At 65.8% G+C, this 22,979-nt stretch carries 23 protein-coding genes and 1 pseudogene; 16 read left to right on the plus strand and 8 right to left on the minus strand.

Going from position 1 to position 22,979, the window contains the following annotated elements; all coding sequences use genetic code 11:
- Positions 1–30: 30 nt before the first annotated feature.
- A complete protein-coding gene (locus tag ACYQ0L_RS08020) occupies positions 31–2,469 on the plus strand; it encodes a ligase-associated DNA damage response DEXH box helicase (protein ID WP_459789018.1) in 2,439 nt (812 codons plus the stop codon).
- A gap of 47 nt (positions 2,470–2,516) precedes the next feature.
- On the opposite strand, the gene ACYQ0L_RS08025 is transcribed toward ACYQ0L_RS08020, so the two are convergent.
- The 5 genes from ACYQ0L_RS08025 to ACYQ0L_RS08045 form a co-directional block, all read right to left on the minus strand.
- Complete coding sequence (locus ACYQ0L_RS08025) at positions 2,517–2,867, minus strand: ExbD/TolR family protein (RefSeq protein ID WP_459788529.1); 351 nt, start codon at positions 2,865–2,867, stop codon at positions 2,517–2,519.
- Positions 2,868–3,016: 149 nt separating this feature from the next.
- The gene (locus tag ACYQ0L_RS08030; RefSeq protein WP_459788530.1) at positions 3,017–3,454 is read right to left on the minus strand and encodes an ExbD/TolR family protein; all 438 of its coding nucleotides are present in this window, start codon (positions 3,452–3,454) and stop codon (positions 3,017–3,019) included.
- 34 nt (positions 3,455–3,488) lie between these two features.
- Positions 3,489–4,025 (minus strand): ExbD/TolR family protein, encoded by a 537-nt coding sequence (locus ACYQ0L_RS08035; protein WP_459788531.1) that lies wholly within the window; start codon positions 4,023–4,025, stop codon positions 3,489–3,491.
- Positions 4,026–4,100: 75 nt separating this feature from the next.
- Positions 4,101–4,847 (minus strand): MotA/TolQ/ExbB proton channel family protein, encoded by a 747-nt coding sequence (locus ACYQ0L_RS08040; protein ID WP_459788532.1) that lies wholly within the window; start codon positions 4,845–4,847, stop codon positions 4,101–4,103.
- 84 nt (positions 4,848–4,931) lie between these two features.
- Positions 4,932–5,600, minus strand: coding sequence for an energy transducer TonB (locus ACYQ0L_RS08045; protein ID WP_459788533.1), 669 nt, complete (start codon positions 5,598–5,600; stop codon positions 4,932–4,934).
- 327 nt (positions 5,601–5,927) lie between these two features.
- Here ACYQ0L_RS08045 and ACYQ0L_RS08050 point away from each other — a divergent pair, with 327 nt between their 5' ends.
- Positions 5,928–6,797, plus strand: a complete 870-nt coding sequence (locus ACYQ0L_RS08050) for a hypothetical protein (protein WP_459788534.1) — start codon at positions 5,928–5,930, stop codon at positions 6,795–6,797.
- 80 nt (positions 6,798–6,877) lie between these two features.
- Positions 6,878–8,194 carry a homoserine dehydrogenase gene (locus tag ACYQ0L_RS08055; RefSeq protein ID WP_459788535.1) on the plus strand — a complete coding sequence of 439 codons (1,317 nt, stop codon included), beginning with the start codon at positions 6,878–6,880 and terminating at the stop codon, positions 8,192–8,194.
- 8 nt (positions 8,195–8,202) lie between these two features.
- Here ACYQ0L_RS08055 and ACYQ0L_RS08060 read toward each other — a convergent pair whose 3' ends face one another.
- Entirely contained in the window at positions 8,203–8,781 is a 579-nt protein-coding gene (locus tag ACYQ0L_RS08060; RefSeq protein WP_459788536.1) for a hypothetical protein, read from the minus strand.
- A 65-nt stretch (positions 8,782–8,846) separates the two neighbouring features.
- Between ACYQ0L_RS08060 and glpX the strand changes: the two genes are divergently transcribed.
- Positions 8,847–9,830: a class II fructose-bisphosphatase gene (glpX, locus tag ACYQ0L_RS08065; RefSeq protein WP_459788537.1), complete on the plus strand. Its 984-nt coding sequence runs from the start codon at positions 8,847–8,849 to the stop codon at positions 9,828–9,830.
- 789 nt (positions 9,831–10,619) lie between these two features.
- Here glpX and ACYQ0L_RS08070 read toward each other — a convergent pair.
- Entirely contained in the window at positions 10,620–10,823 is a 204-nt protein-coding gene (locus tag ACYQ0L_RS08070) for a hypothetical protein (protein ID WP_459788538.1), read from the minus strand.
- Positions 10,824–11,011: 188 nt separating this feature from the next.
- Between ACYQ0L_RS08070 and ACYQ0L_RS08075 the strand changes: the two genes are divergently transcribed.
- The 3 genes from ACYQ0L_RS08075 to ACYQ0L_RS08085 all read left to right on the plus strand — a co-directional run bounded on the left by ACYQ0L_RS08075 (position 11,012) and on the right by ACYQ0L_RS08085 (position 13,427).
- Positions 11,012–11,947, plus strand: coding sequence for a ribose-phosphate pyrophosphokinase (locus ACYQ0L_RS08075; RefSeq protein WP_459788539.1), 936 nt, complete (start codon positions 11,012–11,014; stop codon positions 11,945–11,947).
- Complete coding sequence (locus ACYQ0L_RS08080) at positions 11,947–12,441, plus strand: hypothetical protein (protein ID WP_459788541.1); 495 nt, start codon at positions 11,947–11,949, stop codon at positions 12,439–12,441. Before ACYQ0L_RS08075 ends, ACYQ0L_RS08080 begins: the two co-directional genes overlap by 1 nt.
- A 200-nt stretch (positions 12,442–12,641) precedes the next feature.
- Positions 12,642–13,427 (plus strand): inositol monophosphatase family protein, encoded by a 786-nt coding sequence (locus ACYQ0L_RS08085; RefSeq protein ID WP_459789019.1) that lies wholly within the window; start codon positions 12,642–12,644, stop codon positions 13,425–13,427.
- Positions 13,428–13,443: 16 nt separating this feature from the next.
- On the opposite strand, the gene ACYQ0L_RS08090 is transcribed toward ACYQ0L_RS08085, so the two are convergent.
- Positions 13,444–14,148 (minus strand): bacteriorhodopsin, encoded by a 705-nt coding sequence (locus ACYQ0L_RS08090; protein WP_459788542.1) that lies wholly within the window; start codon positions 14,146–14,148, stop codon positions 13,444–13,446.
- Positions 14,149–14,244: 96 nt separating this feature from the next.
- Here ACYQ0L_RS08090 and ACYQ0L_RS08095 point away from each other — a divergent pair, with 96 nt between their 5' ends.
- The 9 genes and pseudogenes from ACYQ0L_RS08095 to ACYQ0L_RS08135 all read left to right on the plus strand — a co-directional run bounded on the left by ACYQ0L_RS08095 (position 14,245) and on the right by ACYQ0L_RS08135 (position 22,899).
- A complete protein-coding gene (locus ACYQ0L_RS08095) occupies positions 14,245–15,006 on the plus strand; it encodes an SDR family oxidoreductase (protein WP_459788543.1) in 762 nt (253 codons plus the stop codon).
- Between the two features lie 2 nt (positions 15,007–15,008).
- Positions 15,009–15,743 (plus strand): SDR family oxidoreductase, encoded by a 735-nt coding sequence (locus ACYQ0L_RS08100; protein ID WP_459788544.1) that lies wholly within the window; start codon positions 15,009–15,011, stop codon positions 15,741–15,743.
- A gap of 119 nt (positions 15,744–15,862) precedes the next feature.
- Positions 15,863–16,066: a 50S ribosomal protein L35 gene (gene rpmI, locus ACYQ0L_RS08105; protein WP_010409581.1), complete on the plus strand. Its 204-nt coding sequence runs from the start codon at positions 15,863–15,865 to the stop codon at positions 16,064–16,066.
- A 53-nt stretch (positions 16,067–16,119) separates the two neighbouring features.
- Positions 16,120–16,479: a 50S ribosomal protein L20 gene (gene rplT, locus ACYQ0L_RS08110; RefSeq protein WP_010239708.1), complete on the plus strand. Its 360-nt coding sequence runs from the start codon at positions 16,120–16,122 to the stop codon at positions 16,477–16,479.
- Between the two features lie 113 nt (positions 16,480–16,592).
- Positions 16,593–16,926: pseudogene (locus ACYQ0L_RS08115) on the plus strand (GIY-YIG nuclease family protein).
- A 40-nt stretch (positions 16,927–16,966) separates the two neighbouring features.
- The gene (gene pheS, locus ACYQ0L_RS08120) at positions 16,967–18,100 is read left to right on the plus strand and encodes a phenylalanine--tRNA ligase subunit alpha (protein ID WP_459788545.1); all 1,134 of its coding nucleotides are present in this window, start codon (positions 16,967–16,969) and stop codon (positions 18,098–18,100) included.
- A complete protein-coding gene (gene pheT / locus ACYQ0L_RS08125; RefSeq protein WP_459788546.1) occupies positions 18,097–20,496 on the plus strand; it encodes a phenylalanine--tRNA ligase subunit beta in 2,400 nt (799 codons plus the stop codon). Before pheS ends, pheT begins: the two co-directional genes overlap by 4 nt.
- Entirely contained in the window at positions 20,493–21,242 is a 750-nt protein-coding gene (locus ACYQ0L_RS08130) for an SDR family NAD(P)-dependent oxidoreductase (RefSeq protein ID WP_459788547.1), read from the plus strand. The genes pheT and ACYQ0L_RS08130 overlap by 4 nt, the downstream gene beginning before the upstream one ends.
- A 94-nt stretch (positions 21,243–21,336) precedes the next feature.
- A complete protein-coding gene (locus ACYQ0L_RS08135) occupies positions 21,337–22,899 on the plus strand; it encodes a peptide chain release factor 3 (protein WP_459788549.1) in 1,563 nt (520 codons plus the stop codon).
- Positions 22,900–22,979 lie beyond the last annotated feature (80 nt).

Genomic DNA, 22,979 nt, shown 5'->3' on the forward strand with positions numbered 1-22,979 from the left:
TCCAACGCGCTGCCCATGCGTTGTCATGGCATGACGGGCACGGGCATACCGCCAGAAATTGACGAATGGTTCGCAGGTCGTGGATGGCGCATCCGCGATCACCAGCGCGCGATGCTGGAGGCGAGCGACCGCGGCGATCACGCACTGCTCGTCGCGGATACGGGCGCGGGCAAGACGCTCGCCGGCTTCCTGCCGACGCTTGCGGATTTCACCCCCTCGCGGCTCGGCGATGCGGCTCGGCCCGACGGGCTTCACACGATCTACGTCTCACCCCTCAAGGCTTTGGCTCAGGATGTGGCACGCAACCTCCTCGTCCCGATCGAGGAGATGGGCCTGCCCATCCGCGTCGAAACACGCAGTGGCGATACTTCGTCGGACCGTAAGCGGCGACAGCGCGACAAACCCCCACATGTGCTGCTGACCACGCCCGAGAGCCTCTCGCTGCTGCTCTCCTACCCAGAAAGCTTCGATCTCTTCGCGAGCTGCAGGCGGATCGTGATCGATGAGATTCACGCCTTCGCCACCGGCAAGCGGGGCGATCTTCTGGCGCTGTGCCTGTCTCGGTTGCAGGCCATCGCGCCGGATATGCAGCGCGCCGCACTCTCGGCCACGGTCGCCAACCAGGAGGGGTTTCGCGCCTGGCTCGCGCCGTGGGGCGAGATAGACCGTGTCGCGGTGGTGCAGGGCGAGCCCGGAGCACCGCCCGAGGTCGAAATCCTGCTGCCGGACGAGAACCGGGTGCCTTGGGGCGGGCATGCCGCGACCTGGGCGATCCCACAGCTCTACGAGGTGCTGCGGCAGAACCGCACCACGCTGGTCTTCACGAACACGCGCTTCCTCGCCGAATATATCTTCCAGAACCTGTGGGACGTGAACGAGGACAAGCTGCCGATCGGCATCCACCACGGATCGCTCAGCCGCGAGGCGCGCGAGAAGGTGGAGGGCGCGATGGCGGCGGGCGAGCTGCGGGCGCTTGTGGCGACCGCGAGCCTCGATCTGGGGGTCGATTGGGGTGACATCGACTGCGTGGTGCAGATGGGGGCACCGAAGGGCTCCTCGCGCCTGCTGCAGCGTGTGGGGCGTGCCAACCACCGGCTCGACCAGCCCAGCCGTGCGCTGCTGGTGCCGGGCAACCGGTTCGAATTTCTCGAGGCGCAGGCCGCCAAGGACGCGGTCGACGAAGGGCAGCGCGACGGCGAGGATTTCCGCCCTGGCGGGCTCGATGTGCTGGCCCAGCATGTGATGGCGTGCGTCTGCGCCGCCCCCTTCGAGGAGGGCGATCTGCTGGCACAGGTGCGCAGCGCGCTTCCGTTTGCGTGGGTCGATGAAGAGGTCTTCGCGCGGGTGCTCAATTTCGTCGCGACCGGGGGCTATGCGCTGAAGGCCTATGACCGCTTCCAGCGGATCGTGCGCGACCGGTCGGGCGAATGGCGGCTGACCCATCCGCAGCATGCCGCGCGCCACCGCCTCAATGCCGGGATCATCATGGATGCGCAGATGCTCGAGGTGCGTTTCCGAAACGGGCGCTCGCTTGGCCGGGTGGAGGAGAACTTCGCCGCGCAGCTCTCCCCCGGCGATACCTTTGCCTTTGCCGGGACCTCGCTGGAAGTCGAGCAGCTGCGCGACATGGAGATCATCGTGCGTGCCTCGACAAAATCGGCGATGATCCCCAGCTATGGTGGCGCGCGCATGCCGTTGACGACGCACCTGGCGGACCGGGTGCGGGCGATGCTGGTCGATCGCGCAGGATGGGGCCGCTTCCCCGACGATGTGCGCGAATGGCTGGAGATGCAGGACTGGCGCAGCGCCATGCCGGGTCCGGAGAACCTGCTGGTGGAGAGCTTCCCGCGCGGCGGCCGCGAATACACGGTCTACTACACCTTCATCGGCTGGAACGCGAACCAGTCGCTCGGCATGCTCATCACCAAGCGAATGGAAGATCGCGGCCTGATGCCCGGCGGCTTCGTGGCGAACGACTATTCGCTCGCGGTCTGGGGGCTGAAGCCGGTGACCGACCCGGCGCCGCTTCTCTCACCCGATATCCTCACGCACGAATTCGTCGACTGGGTGCAGGATTCGCACCTGTTGCGGCGATCCTTCCGCGAGGTCGCGGTGATCGGCGGGCTCGTGGAACGGCAGCATCCCGGCAAGCGCAAGACCGGCAAGCAGGTCACCTTCTCGACCGATCTGATCTACGATGTGCTGCGCAAGTACGAGCCCGACCATGTGCTTCTGGAGGCGGCCTGGGCCGATGCCCGTATGCGCATGACCGACGTCGGCCGACTGGGCGACCTGCTCGACCGGGCCCAGCGCGATCTGGTGCATGTCGAGCTGGACCGGGTCAGCCCGCTGGCCGTGCCGGTGATGGTCATGATCGGGCGCGAGAGCGTGCCCCAGGGTTCTCTCGACGATGAGCTATTGCTAGAAGCGGACAGCCTGGCGGCCGAGGCGATGCGCCCTCGCGCCTGAAAACCGCCCCGCAGTCCGCTCTATTGCTTCGGGAACTGGCGATACTTCTAGTTCCCGACGAAGCCGAATGTGGTGACGGGGGACGCCTCGATCAGGTTCAGGGTACGCGCCGAAAGCTCGTAGCTGGCATCGGCTTCCGGCTCGAACTGCAGCTCCGGCTCGGGCGCGATCTCGCTGGTCAGGGCGAGATTCGCCCTGAGCTGCGTCTGGCTTACGGCCTCGCCATTCCACAGCACGCTACCGCTTTCCGTCACCACCACCTTGTTCATCACCGGATCGACATCGAAACTGCCCTCACCGGTGCCGACATCGATATCGACCGAATGGGTCGCGAGGGGAATCATGGCGGCCAGCGGCGGGCCGGACCGGGAATTATTGCGCGAAGCAGCGAAAGCCATGATCATTCTCCCATAAGCGGGCCGTTATCGGCCTCTGCATGTGAGAGTATAACATTTTGGCCATAAGGACAGCAGGCACAAAAAAGGGGCGGATCGCTCCGCCCCTTGTCGTTCGCAGGTGCTGTCGCATTCGCGTATCGCGTGTCGCCTTACTCGGCTTTGCCGAAGGTGCGGTACTGCTCGTTGCCGACGAAGCCGAACTTCGTGACGCCCGACGCCTTGATGATGTTGAGCGTCTTGGCCGACAGGTCGTAGCTCGCCAGCGCCTCGGGCTCGAACTGGAGTTCGGGCTCGGGCTCGATTTCGCGGGTCAGCTCGAGATTGCGAACCAGCTGTCCCTGATTGATCGCTTCGCCATTCCACAGAATCTCGTCGTTCTGGGTGAGGACGATCTTGTTCTTGACCGGATCGATATCCTGCTGGGGATCGTTCGGGTTCGGCTGCGGGAGGTCGATATTGACCGCGTGGGTCGCGACCGGGATGGTGATGATGAACATGATGAGGAGCACGAGCAGGACGTCGATCAACGGCGTCATGTTCATTTCCATCATCGGAGCGCCATCATCGCTTCCGCCTGACATAGCCATGGGGGTAGTCTCCTAAGTTCTTCGTCGGGCCGGATCAGGCGTTCGGATCGACCGGGTTCGAGATGAACCCGACGGTCGGATAGCCGGCGGCCTGCACGTTGTAGATCGTCCCGGCCACGCAGCGCCACGGGGCGTTCACGTCGCCGCGAATGTGAACCTGCGGGATCAGGTCGGGATCCTCCATGATCGCTTCCGCTCCACCTGCGCCCTGAACGATATTGTCGAGCCGTTCGAAGGCCCGGTCGTACAGCTCTTCCGAGGTGACCGGGGTGATGTTGCCGAAATAAATTCGGCATTCGCCATCGCGCGCGGCGCCGGTGAAGTCCGAATTGACCGTGCCGGCGGTGCGGCCCTCGGAATCGGTCGTGCTGACAGTGATCAGCAGGTTCTCGACCTTGTCTTTCGATTCGGTCGATTCGAAAATCGGCACTTCGAGCTTTTCGATCGTCTGGATCGCGACCGGAACCGCGATCAGGAAGATGATGAGAAGCACCAGCATCACGTCCACCAGTGGAGTGGTGTTGATGTCTGCCATCGGCGTATTGCCGTCGCCTCCCGTGGAAATCGCCATGGTCTGCGTCCTATCCGTTAATCAGCCTGGGAATCATCCGAAGTGGGGCCGAGCGGTGCCCGGCCCCGCTCCAACTTACTTCTTGACGGTCTTGGCAGCCTGCTGCGTCGAAGCGGCAGTCATCGGGCGAACCGCGCCGTTCGAGTTGATGTAGGCCAGCAGATCGGTCGAGAAGCCGGTCAGCAGCTCGGCGATCTTCTTGTTGCGCGACATCAGCCAGTTGTAGGCGAACACGGCCGGCACAGCGACCAGCAGGCCGATGGCGGTCATGATCAGCGCTTCACCAACCGGGCCTGCGACCTTGTCGATCGAGGCCGAACCGGCGAGGCCGATGTTGATCAGCGCGCGGTAGATACCGATAACCGTGCCGAGCAGGCCGACAAACGGTGCGGTCGCACCGACGGTAGCGAGGAAGGCGAGGCCGCCGTTGAGGCGCGACATGATCGCATCCTGCGAACGGGCGAGCGAACCGTGCATCCAGTCATGCGCTTCCATGCTGTCGGTCATCTTGCCGTGCGAAGCCTGTGCGGCGACGCTGTCGTCGACCATCTGGCGCCATGCGCTGTTCTTGTCGAGCTTGCCGGCGCCTTCTTCGAGGGTGTTGGCGCGCCAGAACTGCGTGCGGACCTTCTTGTACTGGTTGAGCACCTTGTTCTGCTCGAGCAGCTTGGTGATCAGGATGTAGAACGAGCCTACCGACATGATGACGAGAACGGCCAGAATGGTCCAGGCGATCGGGCCGCCCTGTTCCATCGCTTCCATGAAACCGAATTCAGTCTGCGGACCTGCCTCGCCGGCGGCCGCCATAAGATTGATGAACATCGCGAACTCTCCAAAAGGTATTGGCTAACTTAGAAAATCGACGCGCGCCCGTGGGTCCCCCACGGCGGGCGCGCGCCACTCAAATCAATCCGGGATCTGCCAGCGGACCGTGCCGTTGAACGTACCGCCGCGGTTGAACCGGGCCCGACGTTCCAGCAAGCGGCAGGTCGCATCCTTCAGCTCGCCCGGAGCGCTACCACCGGTGATCGAACAGCCGGTGACCCGACCATTGTCGCCGATCGTCAGCGAGAACGAAACCGTACCGGCGTACTCGCGACTGGTCCAGCTGGACCGGTAGTCCGAATCCGTGATCCAGCTGCCCGGATTGCCCCTCGGCTTGAGCGGCTCTGCCGGAGGCGGAGGCGGCGGGGGCGGCGGGGGCGGCGGCGGCGGCGCGGGAGGCGCAACCGGTGCTGCCGGCGGAATCCGCAGCGCAGGCGGCGCTGGCGGCGGAATCGTCTGCTGCGTCCGGATCGGCGGCGGGTTGGTGGCCACGGATACCGGAGGCGGCGGTGCAACCGGAGGCGGCGGCGCCGTTTCCGGCTGCGGCTGCTCAGGTGGCGGGGGCTCTTCCTCCGGCTCGGGCGGCGGCGGTTCCTCGATATCGACTGTCGTCACTCGTTCCACGACCTTCTTGGCGGCTTCGTAAGCCAGGCCGGTAATAAGGACGTAGCCGATGACGACATGAATAAGACCGACGATGATGATCGCGACAATCTTGTTGCCGCTCATCTGTTGATCTGAATAAGCCATGCAGTCGCATCACTCCATCAAGCACCGGGCGCGGCCCGGCGATCATGTCCGGCGGCTGCACCGGACGGCGATAATTCCGACCTCCCCGGACCAATTCGGTTGCATCCCGGGAAGAACCCGAGGGCGCAATGAATTTAGCCGGAGGGGCCTTGTTCGGGTAATTTCCTACCGTCCACCCGAACTCGGCGGGTCTTAAACAGGATGCCTACCCTCTGCAAACCCTTAATCGGTTCAGTAGGGATTCACGGCGTAATCTGTCTCCACGCTTATAATCCGATCGAAACGGGTCCAGGTTGGGGCCCGCCATACTCAATCCCGGAGATCGAAGTGAAGTTCCTCGCCCCGATCATTGCCACGGCCCTTCTGGCCGTCGGCCCCCTGCCCGGCGGTGCCGTCGCCGCGCAGACTGCAACCCCGTCGCCCGCGGGCCCGCAACAGGCCAGCGATGCCGACCTGATAGATCTGGCCGACTATGCCGACCTCGTCGTGCGGGCGAAGATCCGCCGGCAAAGCGACGTGGAGCCGGAGCGTGCACCGGGTCTGCGCCCGGGACACGCGCGCTTCTACATTGAGGCGGATACGGTGAGCCTACTGGCGGGGAGCACACCGGTGGGCGAGCGGGTCCGCTACCTTGTCGACCTTCCCTTCGATTCGCGCGGGCGCAAGCCGAAGCTGCGCAAGGAAGAAGTGCTGCTCTTCGCCCGCCCTGTCGCCGGTCGTCCGGGCGAGTTGCAGCTGGTCGCGCCCGACGCCCAGCTTCTCTGGAACGAGCAGCTTGAGCGGCGTACGCGTACCATTCTGGAACAGCTGGTCGCACCCGATGCGCCGCCGCGAATCGTCGGCGTGCGCGATGCCCTGTCCGTGGCCGGTACCCTGGCAGGCGAATCGGAGACCCAGATCTTTCTCGACACCGTGACCGATGCTCCGGCCGCCATCAGTGTCGTGCGCCGGCCCGGCATGGAGCCGGTCTGGGGCGTCTCGTTCTCCGAGATCGTCGATCAGGCGGCTCGCGTCCCGCCGCAGGGCTCGCTGGCGCACTACCGGCTGGCCTGTTCGCTGCCGTCGACCCTGCCGAGCGAGGCGAACCTCGCCCGCGATCCGGCGGACCGGGCACGGGCGAGCGACGACTATCGCTATGTCGTTTCGCAGCTGGGCCCATGCACGCGGCTGCGCGGGGCCCCGACGCTGCGCTACTGATCCCCAAGAAGCGCGCTGACGCACGCCACAGTGGCGCAAAGGCTTGCCTTCGCGTGTGCGATGCCTAACGCGTGCCCATCATGAGTGAAGCATTCAAACTGGGAATCGCTGGGCTGGGCACCGTCGGGACGGGCGTGCTGCGCCTGCTGGCCGAGCATGCCGACCTGCTGGAGGCACGCGCCGGACGGCGCATAGACGTGGTAGCGGTGAGCGCGCGCGACCGTTCGCGGGACCGGGGCGTCGATCTCTCGTCCTACACATGGTGCGACGATCCGGCCGAGCTGGCGGGCCATCCCGGGCTCGACGCGGTGGTCGAGGTGATCGGCGGGACCGGCGGTTCGGCGCTTGAACTGGCGCGGTCCGCTCTCGCCAGCGGGCGTCCGGTGGTGACCGCAAACAAGGCGATGATTGCCGAACACGGGCTCGCCTTGGCCGAAGCCTCCGAAGCGAGCGGCGCGGCCCTGCTGTTCGAAGCCGCGGTTTGCGCGGGCACACCGATCCTGCAGACCCTGCGCGAAGGCATGGTCGGCAACCGGGTCGACCGGATCGAAGGCATCCTCAACGGGACGAGCAACTACATCCTTTCCGCGATGGAACGTTCGGGCGAGGACTTCGCCGAAACGCTGAGCGAGGCGCAGCGGCTGGGATACGCCGAGGCGGACCCGGCGCTCGATGTCGATGGCGGCGACGCGGCGCACAAGCTCGCGATTCTCGCGGCGCTGGCCTTCGGCGTGCAGCCCGATTTCGCGGGCGTCGAGGTGGAGGGCATCCGCGACATTCGCGCCGCCGACATCCTGCAGGCCGAACGGCTCGGCTATTCGATCAGGCTGGTCGCGATGGCCGACCTGGAACGCCGCGACGCGGAGCCTGCGCGGCTGCTGCAGCGCGTGCGGCCCTGCCTGCTCCCGGCGGACCATCCGCTGGCCGCGATCGACGGGCCGACCAACGCGGTGCTAGCGCAGGGCGACTATGCCGGGCCGATCCTCATCCAGGGCGCGGGCGCGGGCAGCGAATCGACCGCCAGTGCCGTCGTTGCCGATATCGTCACGCTGGCCCGGGGCGAGGCGCGGCCCGCCTTCGCGGTGCCGGGCGCCCGGCTGGTGCCCGCCGAGCGTGCCGATTCGGGTGCGCGAGAGGCGCGCTACTACCTGCGCTTCGTCGTGGCCGACCGGCCCGGCGTGCTGGCCGAACTCGCCGCCGCGATGCGCGATGCGCGGGTCAGTATCCAGAGCCTGATTCAGGAAGGCGAAAGCGCCGGCACGAACGAGGCGGGAATCACCATCGCGGTGGTCACCCACAAGGCCCCGGCCCGCAACGTGCGCGATGCGCTGGCCCGGCTGAAGGATTCGCCGAGCATTGCCGAGCCGCCGCTCGCCATGCCGATCATGATGGGCTGACCGGCGGCCTATTTGTCGGGCGCTTCCTCCTTTCCTTCCCTCGCCTCCGGTGCCTCACTGTCGGCGATTCTCTGCGTATCCGGCGCCGGCTCGCCTCCGTCGTATTGGCTGCCGCGGGGGGCGAGCCCGCGCGAGATGCGGTCCGCATCCGATCCGGGCGGGGCGTCGGGCAATTCGGAGAAGTCGATGAGGTAGGCAGGCGGCGGAGGCGCGCCGAAAGTGGCTGTCGGAGCGCCCCTGAAAATGCCGGGTCCGGAAACATCAGGTGCACCGCCGTCCCAGCTCAGGTGGCTGTCGTCCCCTTCGTCCAGCCGGGACTTTCCGCGAAACCGGGCCGGATCGCCCTCGATCGGAGCGCACACGACGATGATCGAGCCGTCGTCCACCTCGACACAATCGGCGGGGCGTTCGGGCGGCGGCTCCGCGACCGAATAGGTCTCCTTGGCGCGCTGGATCAGCTGCTCGGCCACCTCGTCGGGGGAGGCGGCGTCGCTTTCCTTCCCCGCGTCCCGGGCTGCAGAGGGCTGCGCCGCCGCCGGCACGGCGGCCAGCAAGGGGGCAGTGAATACAAGCGACCTTATCGACATCACCACGCTCCCGCACTAGGCGCATTGAGGAAACCGCACAGCAGACCAGAGGGACTGAATCGCATATGAACACCCAAAGCAACGCGACAGCGAATGAACTCGACCGGGTGCTGGTCCTCGAAATGGTGCGGGTCACCGAAAAGGCGGCGATCGCGGCCTCGCGCCTGATCGGCCGCGGGGATGAGAAGGCCGCCGATGCCGCCGCGGTCGAAGCGATGCGCCGGGCGTTCGACAAGCTCGACATCGATGGCACGGTCGTGATCGGCGAGGGCGAGCGCGACGAGGCCCCGATGCTCTATATCGGCGAGAAGGTTGGCGGTGCGCCGGGCACCGGCCCGAAGATCGACATCGCGCTCGACCCGCTGGAAGGCACCACCATCACCGCCAAGGCCGGGCCCAACGCGCTGGCCGTGCTGGCGGCGGCTGAAGAGGGCAACCTGCTGAACGCGCCCGACACCTATATGGACAAGATCGCGGTCGGCCCGGGCTATCCCGAAGGCGTGATCGACCTTGCAAAGTCGCCGTCCGAGAACGTGAAGGCGGTGGCTAAGGCTAAGGGCGTCGAAGCTTCGGACATCATCGTGTGCGTGCTCGACCGGCCGCGCCACGAAGACATGATCGCCGAGCTGCGCGGGCTGGGCTGCGGTGTCGTGCTGATCGGTGACGGCGATGTCGCCGGGGTGATCGCGACGACCGATCCCAACACCACGATCGACATGTACATGGGCCAGGGCGGCGCACCCGAGGGCGTGCTCGCCGCGGCGGCGCTGCGCTGCGTCGGCGGGCAGTTCAACGGCCGCCTCGTCTTCCGCAACGAGGACGAGCGTGCCCGCGCCGCCAAGTGGGGGATCGAGGACCTCGACCGGATCTACAAGCTCGAAGACCTCGCCAAGGGCGATTGCATCTTCGCCGCCACAGGCGTGACCTCGGGCTCGCTGCTCGACGGCGTGAAGCGCCTGCCCGGCGGCCGCATGACGACCGAGAGCGTGGTCATGCGCTCCTCCAGCGGCACCGTGCGCTGGATCAAGAGCGAGCACCGGGCGCGGTAAGACGTGGGGAGGCGCTGCCGGTTCCTCCCGAACGACGGTCCTCGCACGCCCGACAGGGACTCGCGCTGGATCAAGAGCGAGCACCGGGCGCGATAAGACGTGGGGAGGCGCTGCCAGTTCCTCCCGAGCTACGGTCCTCGCACGCCCGACAGGGACTCGCGCTGGATCAAGAGCGAGCACCGCGCGCGTTAGTAGGCGGAGGGACGCTGGTCCCTCCTCCCGCACGGCGGTCCTCGCACGCCCGTGACAGACATCGCGCCTCGCAATTCCGTCATCCCGGCCCCCGAGCCAGGCGCGTACTGCTTCCATCTTCTCATCACGCCAGGCCGAAGACAGCACCGACCCCGGGTCGAGCCCGGGGTGACGGGTGGAGGTGGGAGTGCCTTCTCCTTCTGCGTCGGCCCGGGCCAGGCCCGGGCCTGGTGCTTCCTTTCGCGCCGCCGGGTGAACCTGCGGACCCATGCTCTGCCAATGATCGGGTCGGGCCCTTCGGCGACACACCGACCCGGGTCTTTCGGAAAACTCCGACCCCTCTCCGCGCGTCATCCGCACGATCGGCCCGCCCGTACGGCGCGCCAACCGCAAAAGCGCGGCATTCTCTGCCTTGCGGCGGATTGCGGTCATCCTTCCGCGATAGATCACCGGCTGGACGAGCCCCGCCTCGACCCGCTGCGCGAGCTGCGCGAGCTGCGCGAGTGTCACCTTCCGGAAATCATCGCGCGGGGCGGCCATCCGGCCCGATCCGGGCGGCGTGAGCACCCGGTCCCACGCATAGGCGAAGGAGCGCGCTTAGGGCCGCTCGCGCAGGCGATAGGCGCTCGCCCGGCTCATCCCGACCCGCCGCGCCGCCGCAGCCACCGATCCGGTGAAGTAAAGCTGGGCGAGGAAAGCGCACTGGCGCCACGGGCTCCAGCCGTCGCGCCGCGCCCGCAGGGGCACGGGGCGGAACCAGCCGGGGCGGCGGCGGACATGGTGTGCGCAGGGCTTGCCCATCGGCGAGCATAAGCCACGCCCCGGCCCCGGTAGGAAAGCAATTTGTGTGTGGGGCGAGCCGGGGCTTGCGCGATCCACACATTGCAATCGGATGACGCGGGGGTTAGCCGCTTTCGGGACGCAGGGCTGCCCGCCCGGTCTACGCCAGCACGCCCCTTGCCCATATCCAACGAAGGAACGCCCCTCGCATGAAACTGATGGCCGGCAATTCGAACCTGCCTCTCGCCCGAGCCATTGCAGGCTATCTCGAGATCCCGCTGACCGATGCCAGCGTGCGGCGCTTCGCGGACGAGGAGGTCTTCGTCGAGATTCACGAGAACGTGCGCGGGGAGGATGTGTTCGTCCTCCAGTCGACCAGTTTCCCGGCCAACGACAACCTGATGGAACTGCTGATCTGCATCGATGCGCTCAAGCGCGCGTCGGCCCGTCGGATCACGGCGGTGGTGCCCTATTTCGGCTATGCCCGGCAGGACCGCAAGCCCGGCCCGCGCACACCGATCAGCGCCAAGCTGGTCGCCAACCTGATCACCCAGGCGGGGGCCGACCGCGTGCTGGCGGTGGATCTGCACGCCGGGCAAATCCAGGGCTTCTTCGACATTCCGACCGACAACCTGTTTGCCGCGCCCGTGATGGCGGCGGATATCCAGGCCCGTTATGGCGATCGTGACCTGATGGTGGTCAGCCCCGACGTGGGCGGCGTGGTCCGCGCCCGCGCGCTCGCCAAGCGGCTCGACAACGCGCCGCTGGCGATCGTCGACAAGCGCCGCGATCGGCCCGGCGAATCGGAAGTGATGAACATCATCGGCGACGTGCAGGGCCGCCACTGCGTACTGATCGACGATATCGTCGATTCGGGTGGCACGCTGTGCAACGCGGCCGACGCGCTGCTGGCCCAGGGGGCCGCCTCGGTCGCCGCGTACATTACCCACGGCGTGCTGTCGGGCGGCGCGGTGGCGCGCGTCGACGGCTCGCAGCTGACCGAACTGGTGGTGACCGACACGATCCCCGGTGCCGAAGCCGCGAAGGATGCCAAGCGCATCCGCTACCTCACCATCGCCCCGCTGATCGGCGAAGCGGTCCGCCGCATCGCGGACGAAAGCTCGGTCTCGAGCCTGTTCGACTGATGATCCTCAAGTTAATCGAAAAGCAGTATTATTTTGAGCTTGAGTGGAAAGATCGCCTGTATCAGCAGGCCAATTACACCTCTGTATTCGGCATAGCTTACTTTTCGGGCGCGGCTAAAATAATTCTAGATGCGCAAAGCGTGCCTGAGTTTAACTTTTTTCCTTGGGCAATTTCTATCATTTCCGCGGCGGCCGGAATATTCTTTGTGGTAAGGTTTTTCCAATTTTTTGGGAACGAGTATTACTACGTCTCAGAACCTAATGATCTCGTCGAAGTTTACAAAGGTTCTGTGGATTTCGATCAAGAGCATCCGGCCCGGAAGATTGGACGCAAGCTTTTCTATTCAGACTTGACCAGTTCGATGGCGAGATGTGCCTCGAAGAACCAAGAAGTTAACATGAGAAAGGCTCGGTGTTTGCTTGACTCAAACCGAGCTATCTTTCTTGCAATTATCTTGGGCGCTATAGCATACGTCCTGTATCATCTGGGATAACGGGGGTAAAAGGAGCCGATATGCGCAGACAAAATGACGATGACACATTTGAACAAGATACGAGCAGCGAGCCGACAAAGCCCACGCAGCCACCGCGCATCAAGCCGGAACGATCTAATCAGGAAAATATCCGGATGGGTCGAAACGATAAACCACGTTCCTAACAGTATCCTTAGAACCGTCGAAGCGCGGTGATGCCTATGAAACTAGACGACGAACTCGCGGTCGCGCACCGGCTGGCCGATGCCGCGCGCGACGCGATTCGCCCGCATTTCCGCAAGGCCAGCGCCGAGTTCAAGGGCGATGCCTCGCCGGTGACGGTGGCCGACCGCGAGGCCGAGGACGCGATGCGCCGGATCCTGATGGCGGAATATGCGCAGGACGGGATCGTCGGAGAGGAATATCCCGAGCATGAAGGCCGCTCGGGCCGTCAGTGGGTGCTCGACCCGATCGACGGGACGATCAGCTTCCTCGCCGGGCGGCCGATCTTCGGAACCCTGATTGCGCTGCTGCAGGACGGCTGGCCGGTGCTGGGCATTATCGACCAGCCCATCATCGGAGAGCGCTGGGTCGGGCGGATCGGCATGCCGACCACGCTCAATGGCAAGGAGGTGCGCACGCGTTCGTGCAAGAGCCTCGACGCCGCGATGCTTGCCACCAGCAGTCCGCACTATTTCGATTCGGCCTCCGCTGATGGCTACATGAAGCTGGCCCACGCGGTCGGCGGCAACAAGCGGCAGGGCATGATCGTCTATGGCGGCGACTGCTACAATTACGGTCTGCTCGCCAGCGGCCAGCTCGACATCGTGTGCGAATCGGGGCTGAAGCTGTTCGACTATGCGGCGCTGGTGCCCGTGGTCGAAGGCGCGGGCGGCACCATGTCGGACTGGCAGGGCAACCCGCTGGATGCCGAGAGCGATGGTTCGGTCATCGCGCTCGGCGATCCCGCGCGGCTGGAGGATGTGCTGGAAGCGCTGGGGGCTTAGACCCAGCGCTTCCTGGTCAGGCGGCGCTCCCCGCCTCGTTTGCATGCGCCCCGGGCAGCTTGTTGAACCGGGCGGTGGCGACAAAGCCGTAGACCACCTTCGCGACCACATCGAGCGCGAGGATGATCCACACGCTGGCCACGGTCGAGATCGACTGCAGGCCTTCGGGGCCGAACAGGAACACGAACGGATAGACCAGCCAGACCGCGGTCAGGAACACGAGGTTGCGGCGGTACACGCTCTCGATCCCGCCACCCAGGTTGTCGCCGATCGCCTTGACCGGGCCCCACAGGATGAACAGCACGCCGGCAAAGGCGGCGCACGACCAGGCGAACCAGATCCAGCGCGCGTCGCCCTCGCTCAGCGCGGCGAGCAGGCCGGTCGCGATCATGATCACGTCGAGGATGATCGCGGGCAGGATGAAGGTGGAATGGCGCGGGTGTTCGTGCAGGCCGGTCAGGATCAGGCCTGCCAGCAGGATCGGCGTCGTCACCGACCAGTCAGCATAGCGCGGGAAGAAGGTCTGCGTTCCGCCGATCTCGATCACGCCGGTGCCCAGGAACATCGCGAGATAGGCGGTCGCGGCGATGAAGGGCACGACCGAGTGGAACTGCGTATGGTGCCGGAATTCGCGCCCCTTGGGGCCGTGAAGGAAGATCGCGATCGATCCGATCGCCATGATGGCGAATCCGATCAGCAGCGGTAGTTGGGTAGCCGACATTCTTGTTACCTCTTCGTCTTGCTCCCGCTGATGTGGAAAGCGTCAGGTTTGGGACGAGTTCCCGGCACTTGCGCGGCGCTGCTGCATTGAAGCTGCATGATACAGAAAAGCATTTTCATCACTGGCATCGGTAACGGCATCGGCCGCGCCCTCGCCGTCTTCTATACCCAGCTCGGCTGGCGGGTCGCCGGACTGGATCCGGACGCTGAAGCGCTGGAGGAGCTGCGTGGCGGGCTCGACGGCGACCTCCTGCTGATCGCGGGCGACGCGGGACGCGAGGCGGACGTGATCGACACCGCCGATCGCCTGTCCGAATGGCTCGATGGCGCACCGCTCACCTGCCTCGTCAACAATGCGGGCATCGCCGACCCCTACGCCGGGCCGCTCGAAGACCTGTCGCTGGCCGATTTCCAGAGCTGGATCGATGCCAGCCTGACCGCCGCCTTCCTGTGCAGCCGCGCGATGCTGCCCTTCCTGCGGCGCGGGGAAGAGGGCGCCAGCATCGTCAACATTTCTTCCACCCGCGCGGTGATGAGCGAGCCCGATTCCTACGGTTACGCCGCCGCCAAGGGCGGGCTCGACGCGCTGACCCATGCGATGGCGGTCTCGCTCGGCCCGGACATTCGCGTGAACGCGATCCGCCCCGGCTGGATCGAGACGCGCAACTGGCAGAAGGAAGCCGAGCGCGAGAAGGTCGAGCATCGCGAGAAGGACCGTTCGCAGCACCCGGCCGGGCGCGTCGGCCGCCCGGCGGACATCGCGCACACGGTCAACTGGCTGATCGAGGCGGGCTTCGTCACCGGCCAGGCGATCAATGTCGATGGTGGCATGACGCGCAAGATGATCTACGAACACTAGGCATGAGCGCGGGGGGCAATCTCGATTTGAGCGGCAGATGTGCGCTGGTGACCGGCGCAGGCCGCGGGCTGGGCAGGGCGATCGCCTTGCGACTGGCGGAGAATGGCGCGCGTGTGCTGGTCTCGGGCCGTGACGAGGCTGCGCTTGCTGCGGTCGGCGGCGGGACGCAGCCGCTGGCGTTCGACCTCGACGATCCTGCCCAGTGCGAGACTGCTCTCGGCGAGGCGGGCACGATCGACATCCTCGTCAACAACGCCGGCATGCGGGACCGTCGCGCGCTGGCGGACCTGCCGCGCGAGGCATTCTCCGCGATGCTCGAAACCAACCTCGCCGCGCCCTTCGACCTCGCGCGCCGCGTGGCGCCGGGGATGATCGCGCGCGGCTGGGGCCGAATTGTCAACGTCAGCTCGATCGCGGGCCAGATCGCACGCGGCGACGTGGCCTATACTGCCAGCAAGGGCGGGCTCGACGCACTGACCCGCGCGCTGGCGGCGGAACTGGGCCCGCACGGCATCACCGTCAACGCGGTCGCGCCGGGCTACTTCGCGACCGAGACCAATGCTGACATGGTCGCCGACGAGGAGATTGCCGCGCATCTTCAACGCCGCACATCGCTCGGCCGGTGGGGTCGGCCGGAAGAGATCGCGGGCGCGGTGGCCTTCCTCGCCTCAGGCGATGCGGGCTATATTACCGGGCAGGTGCTGGCGGTCGACGGCGGCTACCTCGCCCACTTCTGACTTGCCTTTTGCGACAGAATCGCTAGATCGCGCGCCTTCACCGACACGTAATTCACCGCCGGCCTGGCTGTAAGGGCTGCCAGGGCTGGTTCGGACGTGTCTCTGTAAAGGAGATGAAAATGCCCAAGCTGAAGACCAAGAGCGGTGTGAAGAAGCGCTTCAAGTTCACCGCGACCGGCAAGGTCAAGCACGGCGCCGTCGGCAAGCGGCACCGCCTGATCAGCCACAACGCAAAGTATATCCGCCAGCATCGTGGTACCGACCTTCTTGCGAAGGCCGATGTCGACCACGTGAAAAAATGGGCCCCCTACGGGCTGAAGTGATCGCTTGAGGGCAACAGCCCTCGCGTCCCACGCATTTCTGAAAGGATTATACTATGCCTCGCATCAAACGCGGCGTTACCACGCGCCAGAAGCACAAGCGGCTGCTCGACCAGGCCAAGGGCTATCGCGGCCGTCGCAAGAACACGATTCGCGTCGCGCGCCAGGCGGTCGAAAAGGCCGGCCAGTACGCCTATCGCGACCGCAAGGTTAAGAAGCGCAACTTCCGCGCGCTGTGGATTCAGCGCATCAACGCGGCCGTGCGCGCCGAAGGCCTGACCTATTCGCAGTTCATGCACGGCACCAAGCTGGCCGGCATCGAGCTGGACCGCAAGGTGATGGCCGACCTCGCCATGAACGAGGAAGCTGCTTTCAAGGCGATCATCAAGCAGGCCAAGGACGCGCTTCCGGCGTAAGACCTTCCCTGATTGAACGAGATGAGGGCGCCAGGCACTTGCTTCGGCGCCCTTTTTCTTTGCCATTTCCGTCATCCCTGCGAAGGCAGGGACCCAGCTCCAAGGGGTTGCGGATGGCACGCGATTTCCAGCCGACGGTATAACCTTCTCGCATCGCGCCGCGACCGCACGCTGTATGTCGGGGTGACATCCGACCTGATCAAACGCATCGGCGAACACCGCGACGGGTTGATCGAAGGGTTCACGAAAGACTACGGCGTAAGGCGTCTCGTCTGGTTCGAACAGCACGCCACGATGGACGCAGCGATCCTGCGCGAGAGAAGGATCAAGAAATGGAAGCGCGAATGCAAGATCAACCTCATTCGCGAGAAGAATGCCGACTGGCGCGATCTGGCGGTCGATCTGGGCTTCGCAATGTTGCCACCGATCCCGTCACACCGGCCTTGAACGATGGAGATGGGTTCCTGCCTGCGCAGGAATGACGAGCATGACAGATTCTTCCCAACACGAAGCACAAGTCACCGAGACGCTGGAGCGGCTGCATGCCGCCGACGATCTCGACACGGTCGAGGCGATCCGGGTGGAGGCGCTGGGCAAGCAGGGCTGGCTCAACGCGCTGATGAAGACGCTGGGCAAGATGAGCCCGGAGGAGCGCCAGACCGAAGGGCCGCGCCTGCAGGGGATGCGCGCGCGCATTGCCGACGCGATCGAGGATCGCAAGGCCGTGCTCGAAGCCGCCGCGCTCGAAGCCAGGCTGGCGACCGAAGTGATCGACCTCACGCTGCCGGCGCCGCAGATGCCCCAGGGCAGCGTCCACCCGGTCAGCCAGGTGATGGACGAGATCGCGGAGCTTTTCGCCGACCTCGGCTTCGCAGTCGCCACCGGCCCCGAGATCGAGGACGACTGGCACAATTTCACCGCGCTCAACATGGCCGAAACGCACCCTGCGCGCGCGGAAATGGACACGTTCTATTTCCCCGACCGCGATGGCGACGGCAACCGCATGCTGCTGCGCACGCACACCTCGCCGGTGCAGATCCGCACGATGAAGGCGGCTTCTCAGAACGGCGGCGAACCGGTGCGGATCATCGCGCCGGGCCGCGTCTATCGCAGCGACAGCGACGCGACCCACACGCCGATGTTCCATCAGGTCGAAGGCCTCGCGATCGACCGCGACATTCACCTCGGCCATCTCAAATGGACGCTGGAAACCTTCTTCAAGGCGCTGTTCGAGCGTGAGGATATCGTGTTGCGCCTGCGCCCGTCCTACTTCCCCTTCACCGAGCCTTCGGTCGAGTTCGATGTCGGCTATTCCAACGAGGGCGGCCCCAATGGAGGTAGGCGCGTCGTGGGTGGCCACGGCGATGCCGAGGGGCACGACTGGATGGAGCTCGGCGGCAGCGGGATGGTCAATCCGCGCGTCCTCGAATTTGCGGGCTATGATCCCAACGAATGGCAGGGCTTCGCCTTCGGCCTCGGGATCGACCGCCTTGCCATGCTCAAATACGGAATGAACGACTTGCGTGCCTTCTTCGACGGCGACGCCCGCTGGCTGTCGCACTACGGCTTCTCGCCCTTCGACCAACCGACGCTTTCGGGCGGTGTGGGAGCGCGCGCATGAAGTTCTCGATCGAATGGCTGAAGTATTTCCTCGAAACCGACGCTTCGGTGCAGGAGATCGCCGACGCGCTCAATGCGATCGGCCATGAGGTGGAAGGGATCGAGGATCCTGCGGAAAAGCTCGCCGGGTTCACCGTCGCCGAAGTGCTCACTGCCGGGCCGCATCCCGATGCGGACAAGCTGCAGGTGCTCTCCGTCTCGACGGGTGAGGGCGAGCCTTTGCAGGTCGTGTGCGGTGCGCCCAATGCGCGTGCGGGGATGAAGGGCGTGCTCGGCGTGGCCGGTGCGGTCGTGCCCGCCAATGGCATGGAGCTGAAGAAGTCCAAGATTCGCGGTGTCGAATCGAACGGCATGATGTGCTCGGTGCGCGAGCTGGAGCTGGGCGAGGAACACGACGGGATTATCGAGCTGCCCGCCGATGCGCCGGTCGGGGCGAGCTTTGCCGAATATCACGCTGCCTCGCCGATCATCGACGTGGCGATCACCCCCGACCGCCCCGATTGCATGGGCGTGATGGGCATCGCGCGCGATCTGGCGGCGGCTGGCCTGGGTACGTTCAAGCCTGTCGAAGCGGACGAGATCGCGGGCGAAGGCGCCTGCCCGGTCGAAATCCGCACCGACGATGCCGAGGGCTGCCCCGCCTTCTACGGCCGCGTGATTCGCGGCGTGAGCAACGGCGCGAGCCCTGAGTGGATGCAACGTCGCCTGAAGGCGGCGGGCCAGCGGCCTATTTCGGCGCTGGTCGATTGCACCAATTACCTGATGCTCGCCTTCGGGCGGCCCGCGCATGTCTACGATCTTGCCAAGCTCACCGGCCCGGTTGTCGCCCGCCGCGCCAAGGACGGCGAGCAGATCGAGGCGCTGAACGAGAAGACCTACACGCTCGACGAGACGATGACCGTGATCGCCGACGATGCGGGCGTGCACGATGTCGCCGGGATCATGGGCGGCGAGCATTCGGGCGCCACCGAGGCGACCACCGACGTGCTGCTCGAAATCGCGTATTTCGACCCGGCGCGGATCGGCGTCACCGGCCGCAAGCTGGGGCTGACAAGCGATGCGCGCACCCGGTTCGAGCGCGGCGTGGACCCCGAATTCCTCAACGACGGGCTCGCGATCCTGACCTCCCTGATCGTGAAGACCTGCGGCGGCACTCCGACCGAAGTGGTGCGTGCAGGCCAGCCGCCGGTCGAGCCCAAGGTCGTCCAGTTCGACCCCGCGCGCACCGCGAAGCTCGGCGGGGTCGAAGTGGCCGAGGACCGCCAGCGCGCGATCCTGACCGCGCTCGATTTCAAGGTCGGTTCGGACTGGCAGGTCACCTGCCCGCCGCGCCGCCACGACATCGAAGGGCCTGCCGATCTGGTCGAGGAAGTCGTCCGGATCGAAGGGCTCGACAAGGTCGCCAGCGTCCCGCTGACCCGCGCGCCCGGTGTCGCGAAACCGACCGCCACGCCCGAACAGCTGGTGCAGCGCAAGCTGCGCCGCGCGGCGGCCGCGCGCGGTCTGCACGAGGCGGTGACGTGGAGTTTCCTGCCCGTGCCCGAGGCGGAGCATTTCGCCGATGGTGCCGATCTGTGGGTCCTCGACAACCCGATCAGCGAAGACCTCAAGGCCATGCGCCCCTCGCTCCTGCCGGGCCTGCTCACCGCGGCCAAGCGCGCGGCGGATCGCGGCGCGGCGGGTGCGCGGCTGTTCGAAATCGGGCGGCGGTACTTCCGGGGCACAAGCGGCCATAGCGACGAGCGCGCGACACTCGGCCTCGTCCTCGCGGGCGAAAAGACCCCGCGCGGCTGGGACGCCAGAGCCAATGGCGGCAAGGCGCAGGGGTTCGACGCCTATGACGCCAAGGCAGAGGCGCTCGCGCTGCTCGAAGCGGCGGGCGCGCCGGTCGACAACCTGATGGTGATGGGGGAAGCGGGGGTGCAGTTCCACCCGGGCCAGTCGGCGACGCTGCGGCTCGGCCCAAAGAAGGTGCTCGCCCGCTTCGGCGCGCTGCATCCCGCGACGCTCAAGGCGTTCGACATCGACGGGCCTGTGGTCGCAGCGGAGATCTTCCTCGATGCGATCCCGGCGAAGAAGAACGCCGAATTCGCCCGCTCCACCTACAGCCCGCCCGCGCTTCAGCCGGTGACGCGCGACTTCGCGTTCCTGGTGGATAGCGCCATGCCCGCCGGCGATCTGGTCAAGGCGGTGCGCGGCGCGGACAAGCAGCGGATCGTCGACGCGCGTATCTTCGACCGGTTCGACGGGCAGGGCGTGCCCGAGGGCAAGACCTCGCTCGCGCTCGAAGTCACACTCCAGCCGGGCGAGAAGAGCTTCACCGACGAGGAACTGAAGGCGATTTCCGACGCGGTCGTGAAGGCGGCGGCGAAGACCGGAGCGGAGTTGAGAGCATGAAGACGGCACTGATCACCGGCGCGACCTCGGGCATCGGCGAAGCGACCGCGCGCCTGCTCGCCACCGATGGCTGGCGGGTGATCGGCACCGGGCGGCGGCAGGAGCGGCTCGACAAGCTGGCGGAAGAGCTTGGGGCGGATCGCTTCCTCGGCCTCGCCTTCGATGTGCGCGATGCCGAGGCGCGCGACGCCGCCATCGACGGGCTGCCTGCCGAGTGGGCCGGGATCGACCTGCTGGTCAACAACGCGGGGCTGGCCAAGGGCCTCAATCCCGCGCAGAGCGCCGACCTGTCCGACTGGCAGGTGATGATCGACACCAATGTCACCGCGCTGGTCGAACTGACGCGCAAGATGCTGCCCGGCCTGATCGAACGCAGAGGCGCGATGGTGAACATCGGATCGGTCGCGGGCAGCTACGTCTATCCCGGCGGCAATGTCTATGCCGGGTCGAAAGCCTTCGTGAACCACTTCACCCTGGCGCTAAGGGCGGACCTGCACGGCACCGGCGTGCGCGTGACGAGCATCGAGCCGGGCATGGCGGAGACCGAGTTCACCACCGTGCGCACCGGCAGCCAGGACAAGTCCGACGAATTCTACGCGGGCACGCACCCGATGACGGGCGAGGATATCGCCGAGGCGATCCGCTGGGTCGCCGAGCTACCCCCGCACCTCAACATCAACCGGCTGGAGATCATGCCGGTGACGCAGGACTTCGCGGGCTTTCGCGTGGCGCGGGACGAGAACTGACCGTCACCCCCGCGCAGGCGGGGGTCCAGCTGACCTTTCCGCCATTGACCACTTATCTGGATTCCCGCCTTCGCGGGAATGACGAGGAAGCAGTATGACCTCCGAACGCCGTACTTTCGCGATCATTTCGCACCCCGACGCGGGTAAGACCACGCTAACCGAGAAGCTGCTGCTTCGCGGCGGGGCGATCCATCTTGCGGGCGAGGTCAAGGCGCGCGGCGCGGCGCGGCGGGCGCGATCGGACTGGATGAGTATCGAGCAGCAGCGCGGTATCTCGGTCACGTCCTCGGTGATGACCTTCGAGCGGAACGGGATCACCTTCAACCTGCTCGACACGCCGGGGCACGAGGATTTCTCGGAAGACACCTACCGCACGCTGACCGCGGTCGATTCGGCGATCATGGTGCTGGATGCCGCCGCCGGTATCGAGGCGCAGACGCTCAAGCTGTTCGAGGTCTGCCGGTTGCGCAGCGTGCCGATCATCACCTTCATCAACAAGATCGACCGCGAGGGGCGCGAGCCGTTCGAACTGCTCGACGAGATTGCCGAAAAGCTCGCGCTCGACACCGCGCCGATGAGCTGGCCGGTGGGCATGGGCGGGCTGTTCGAAGGCGTCTACGACTTCGAGGAGAACGAGCTGTATCTGCCCGAGGGCGACAGCAAGGAATTCCAGGGCAAGACCGTGAAGGTCGACGGGCCCGAGGATGAAAAGCTCGGCGAATATCTCTCCGCCGATGGCGTTGCGCGGGTCGCCGAGGAAGGGCTGCTGGCGCGCGAGGGCTATGCCCCGTTCGATTTCGAAGCCTATCGCAATGGCGACCTGACGCCGGTCTATTTCGGCTCCGCGCTCAAGGAATTCGGCGTCACCGCGATCATCGATGCGATTGCCAAATACGCGCCTGCACCGCGCCCGCAGCCAACCGACGAGGGCGAGATTGCGCCGGATCGCGACGAAGTGACCGGCTTCATCTTCAAGGTGCAGGCCAATATGGACCCCAACCACCGCGACCGGATCGCCTTCATGCGGCAGGTTTCGGGCACCTTCAAACGCGGCATGAAGCTGACGCCCAGCGGCCTCGGCAAGCCGATCGCGGTGCATTCGCCGATCCTGTTCTTCGCGCAGGACCGCGAGATCGCCGACAATGCCTACCCCGGCGATATCATCGGCATCCCCAACCACGGCACACTGCGGGTTGGCGACACGCTGAGCGAGAAGAACGAGGTCCGCTTCACCGGCCTGCCCAACTTCGCGCCGGAAATCCTGCGCCGCGTGCAGTTAAAAGACCCGACCAAGACCAAGCAGTTGCGTAAGGCGCTCGACGATCTGTCCGAAGAGGGCGTGATCCAGGTGTTCTACCCGGAACTGGGCGCAAATCATATCGTCGGCGTGGTTGGCCAGCTCCAGCTCGAAGTGCTGATCTCGCGATTGCAGGCCGAGTACAAGGTCGAGGCCGCGCTGGAGCCTGCTCCTTTCGCGACCGCGCGCTGGGTGAAGGGCGAGGACAAGGCGCTCGACGAGTTCGAGAAGTTCAACCGCGCCAACCTCGCCAAGGATCGCGACGGCGACATGGTGTTCCTCGCCAAGAGCCCGTGGGATGTGAACTACCAGCAGGACAAGAACCCGGACCTGACCTTCTCCGCGACCAAGGAGCGGTAGCACCTCCCGTTCGTCATCCCCGCCCAGGCGGGGATCCAGATAAGCTTGGTGGTGTAGCTCGAAGGTCCGGTTGGACCCCT

This window comes from Alteriqipengyuania triglochinis, assembly GCF_054655655.1.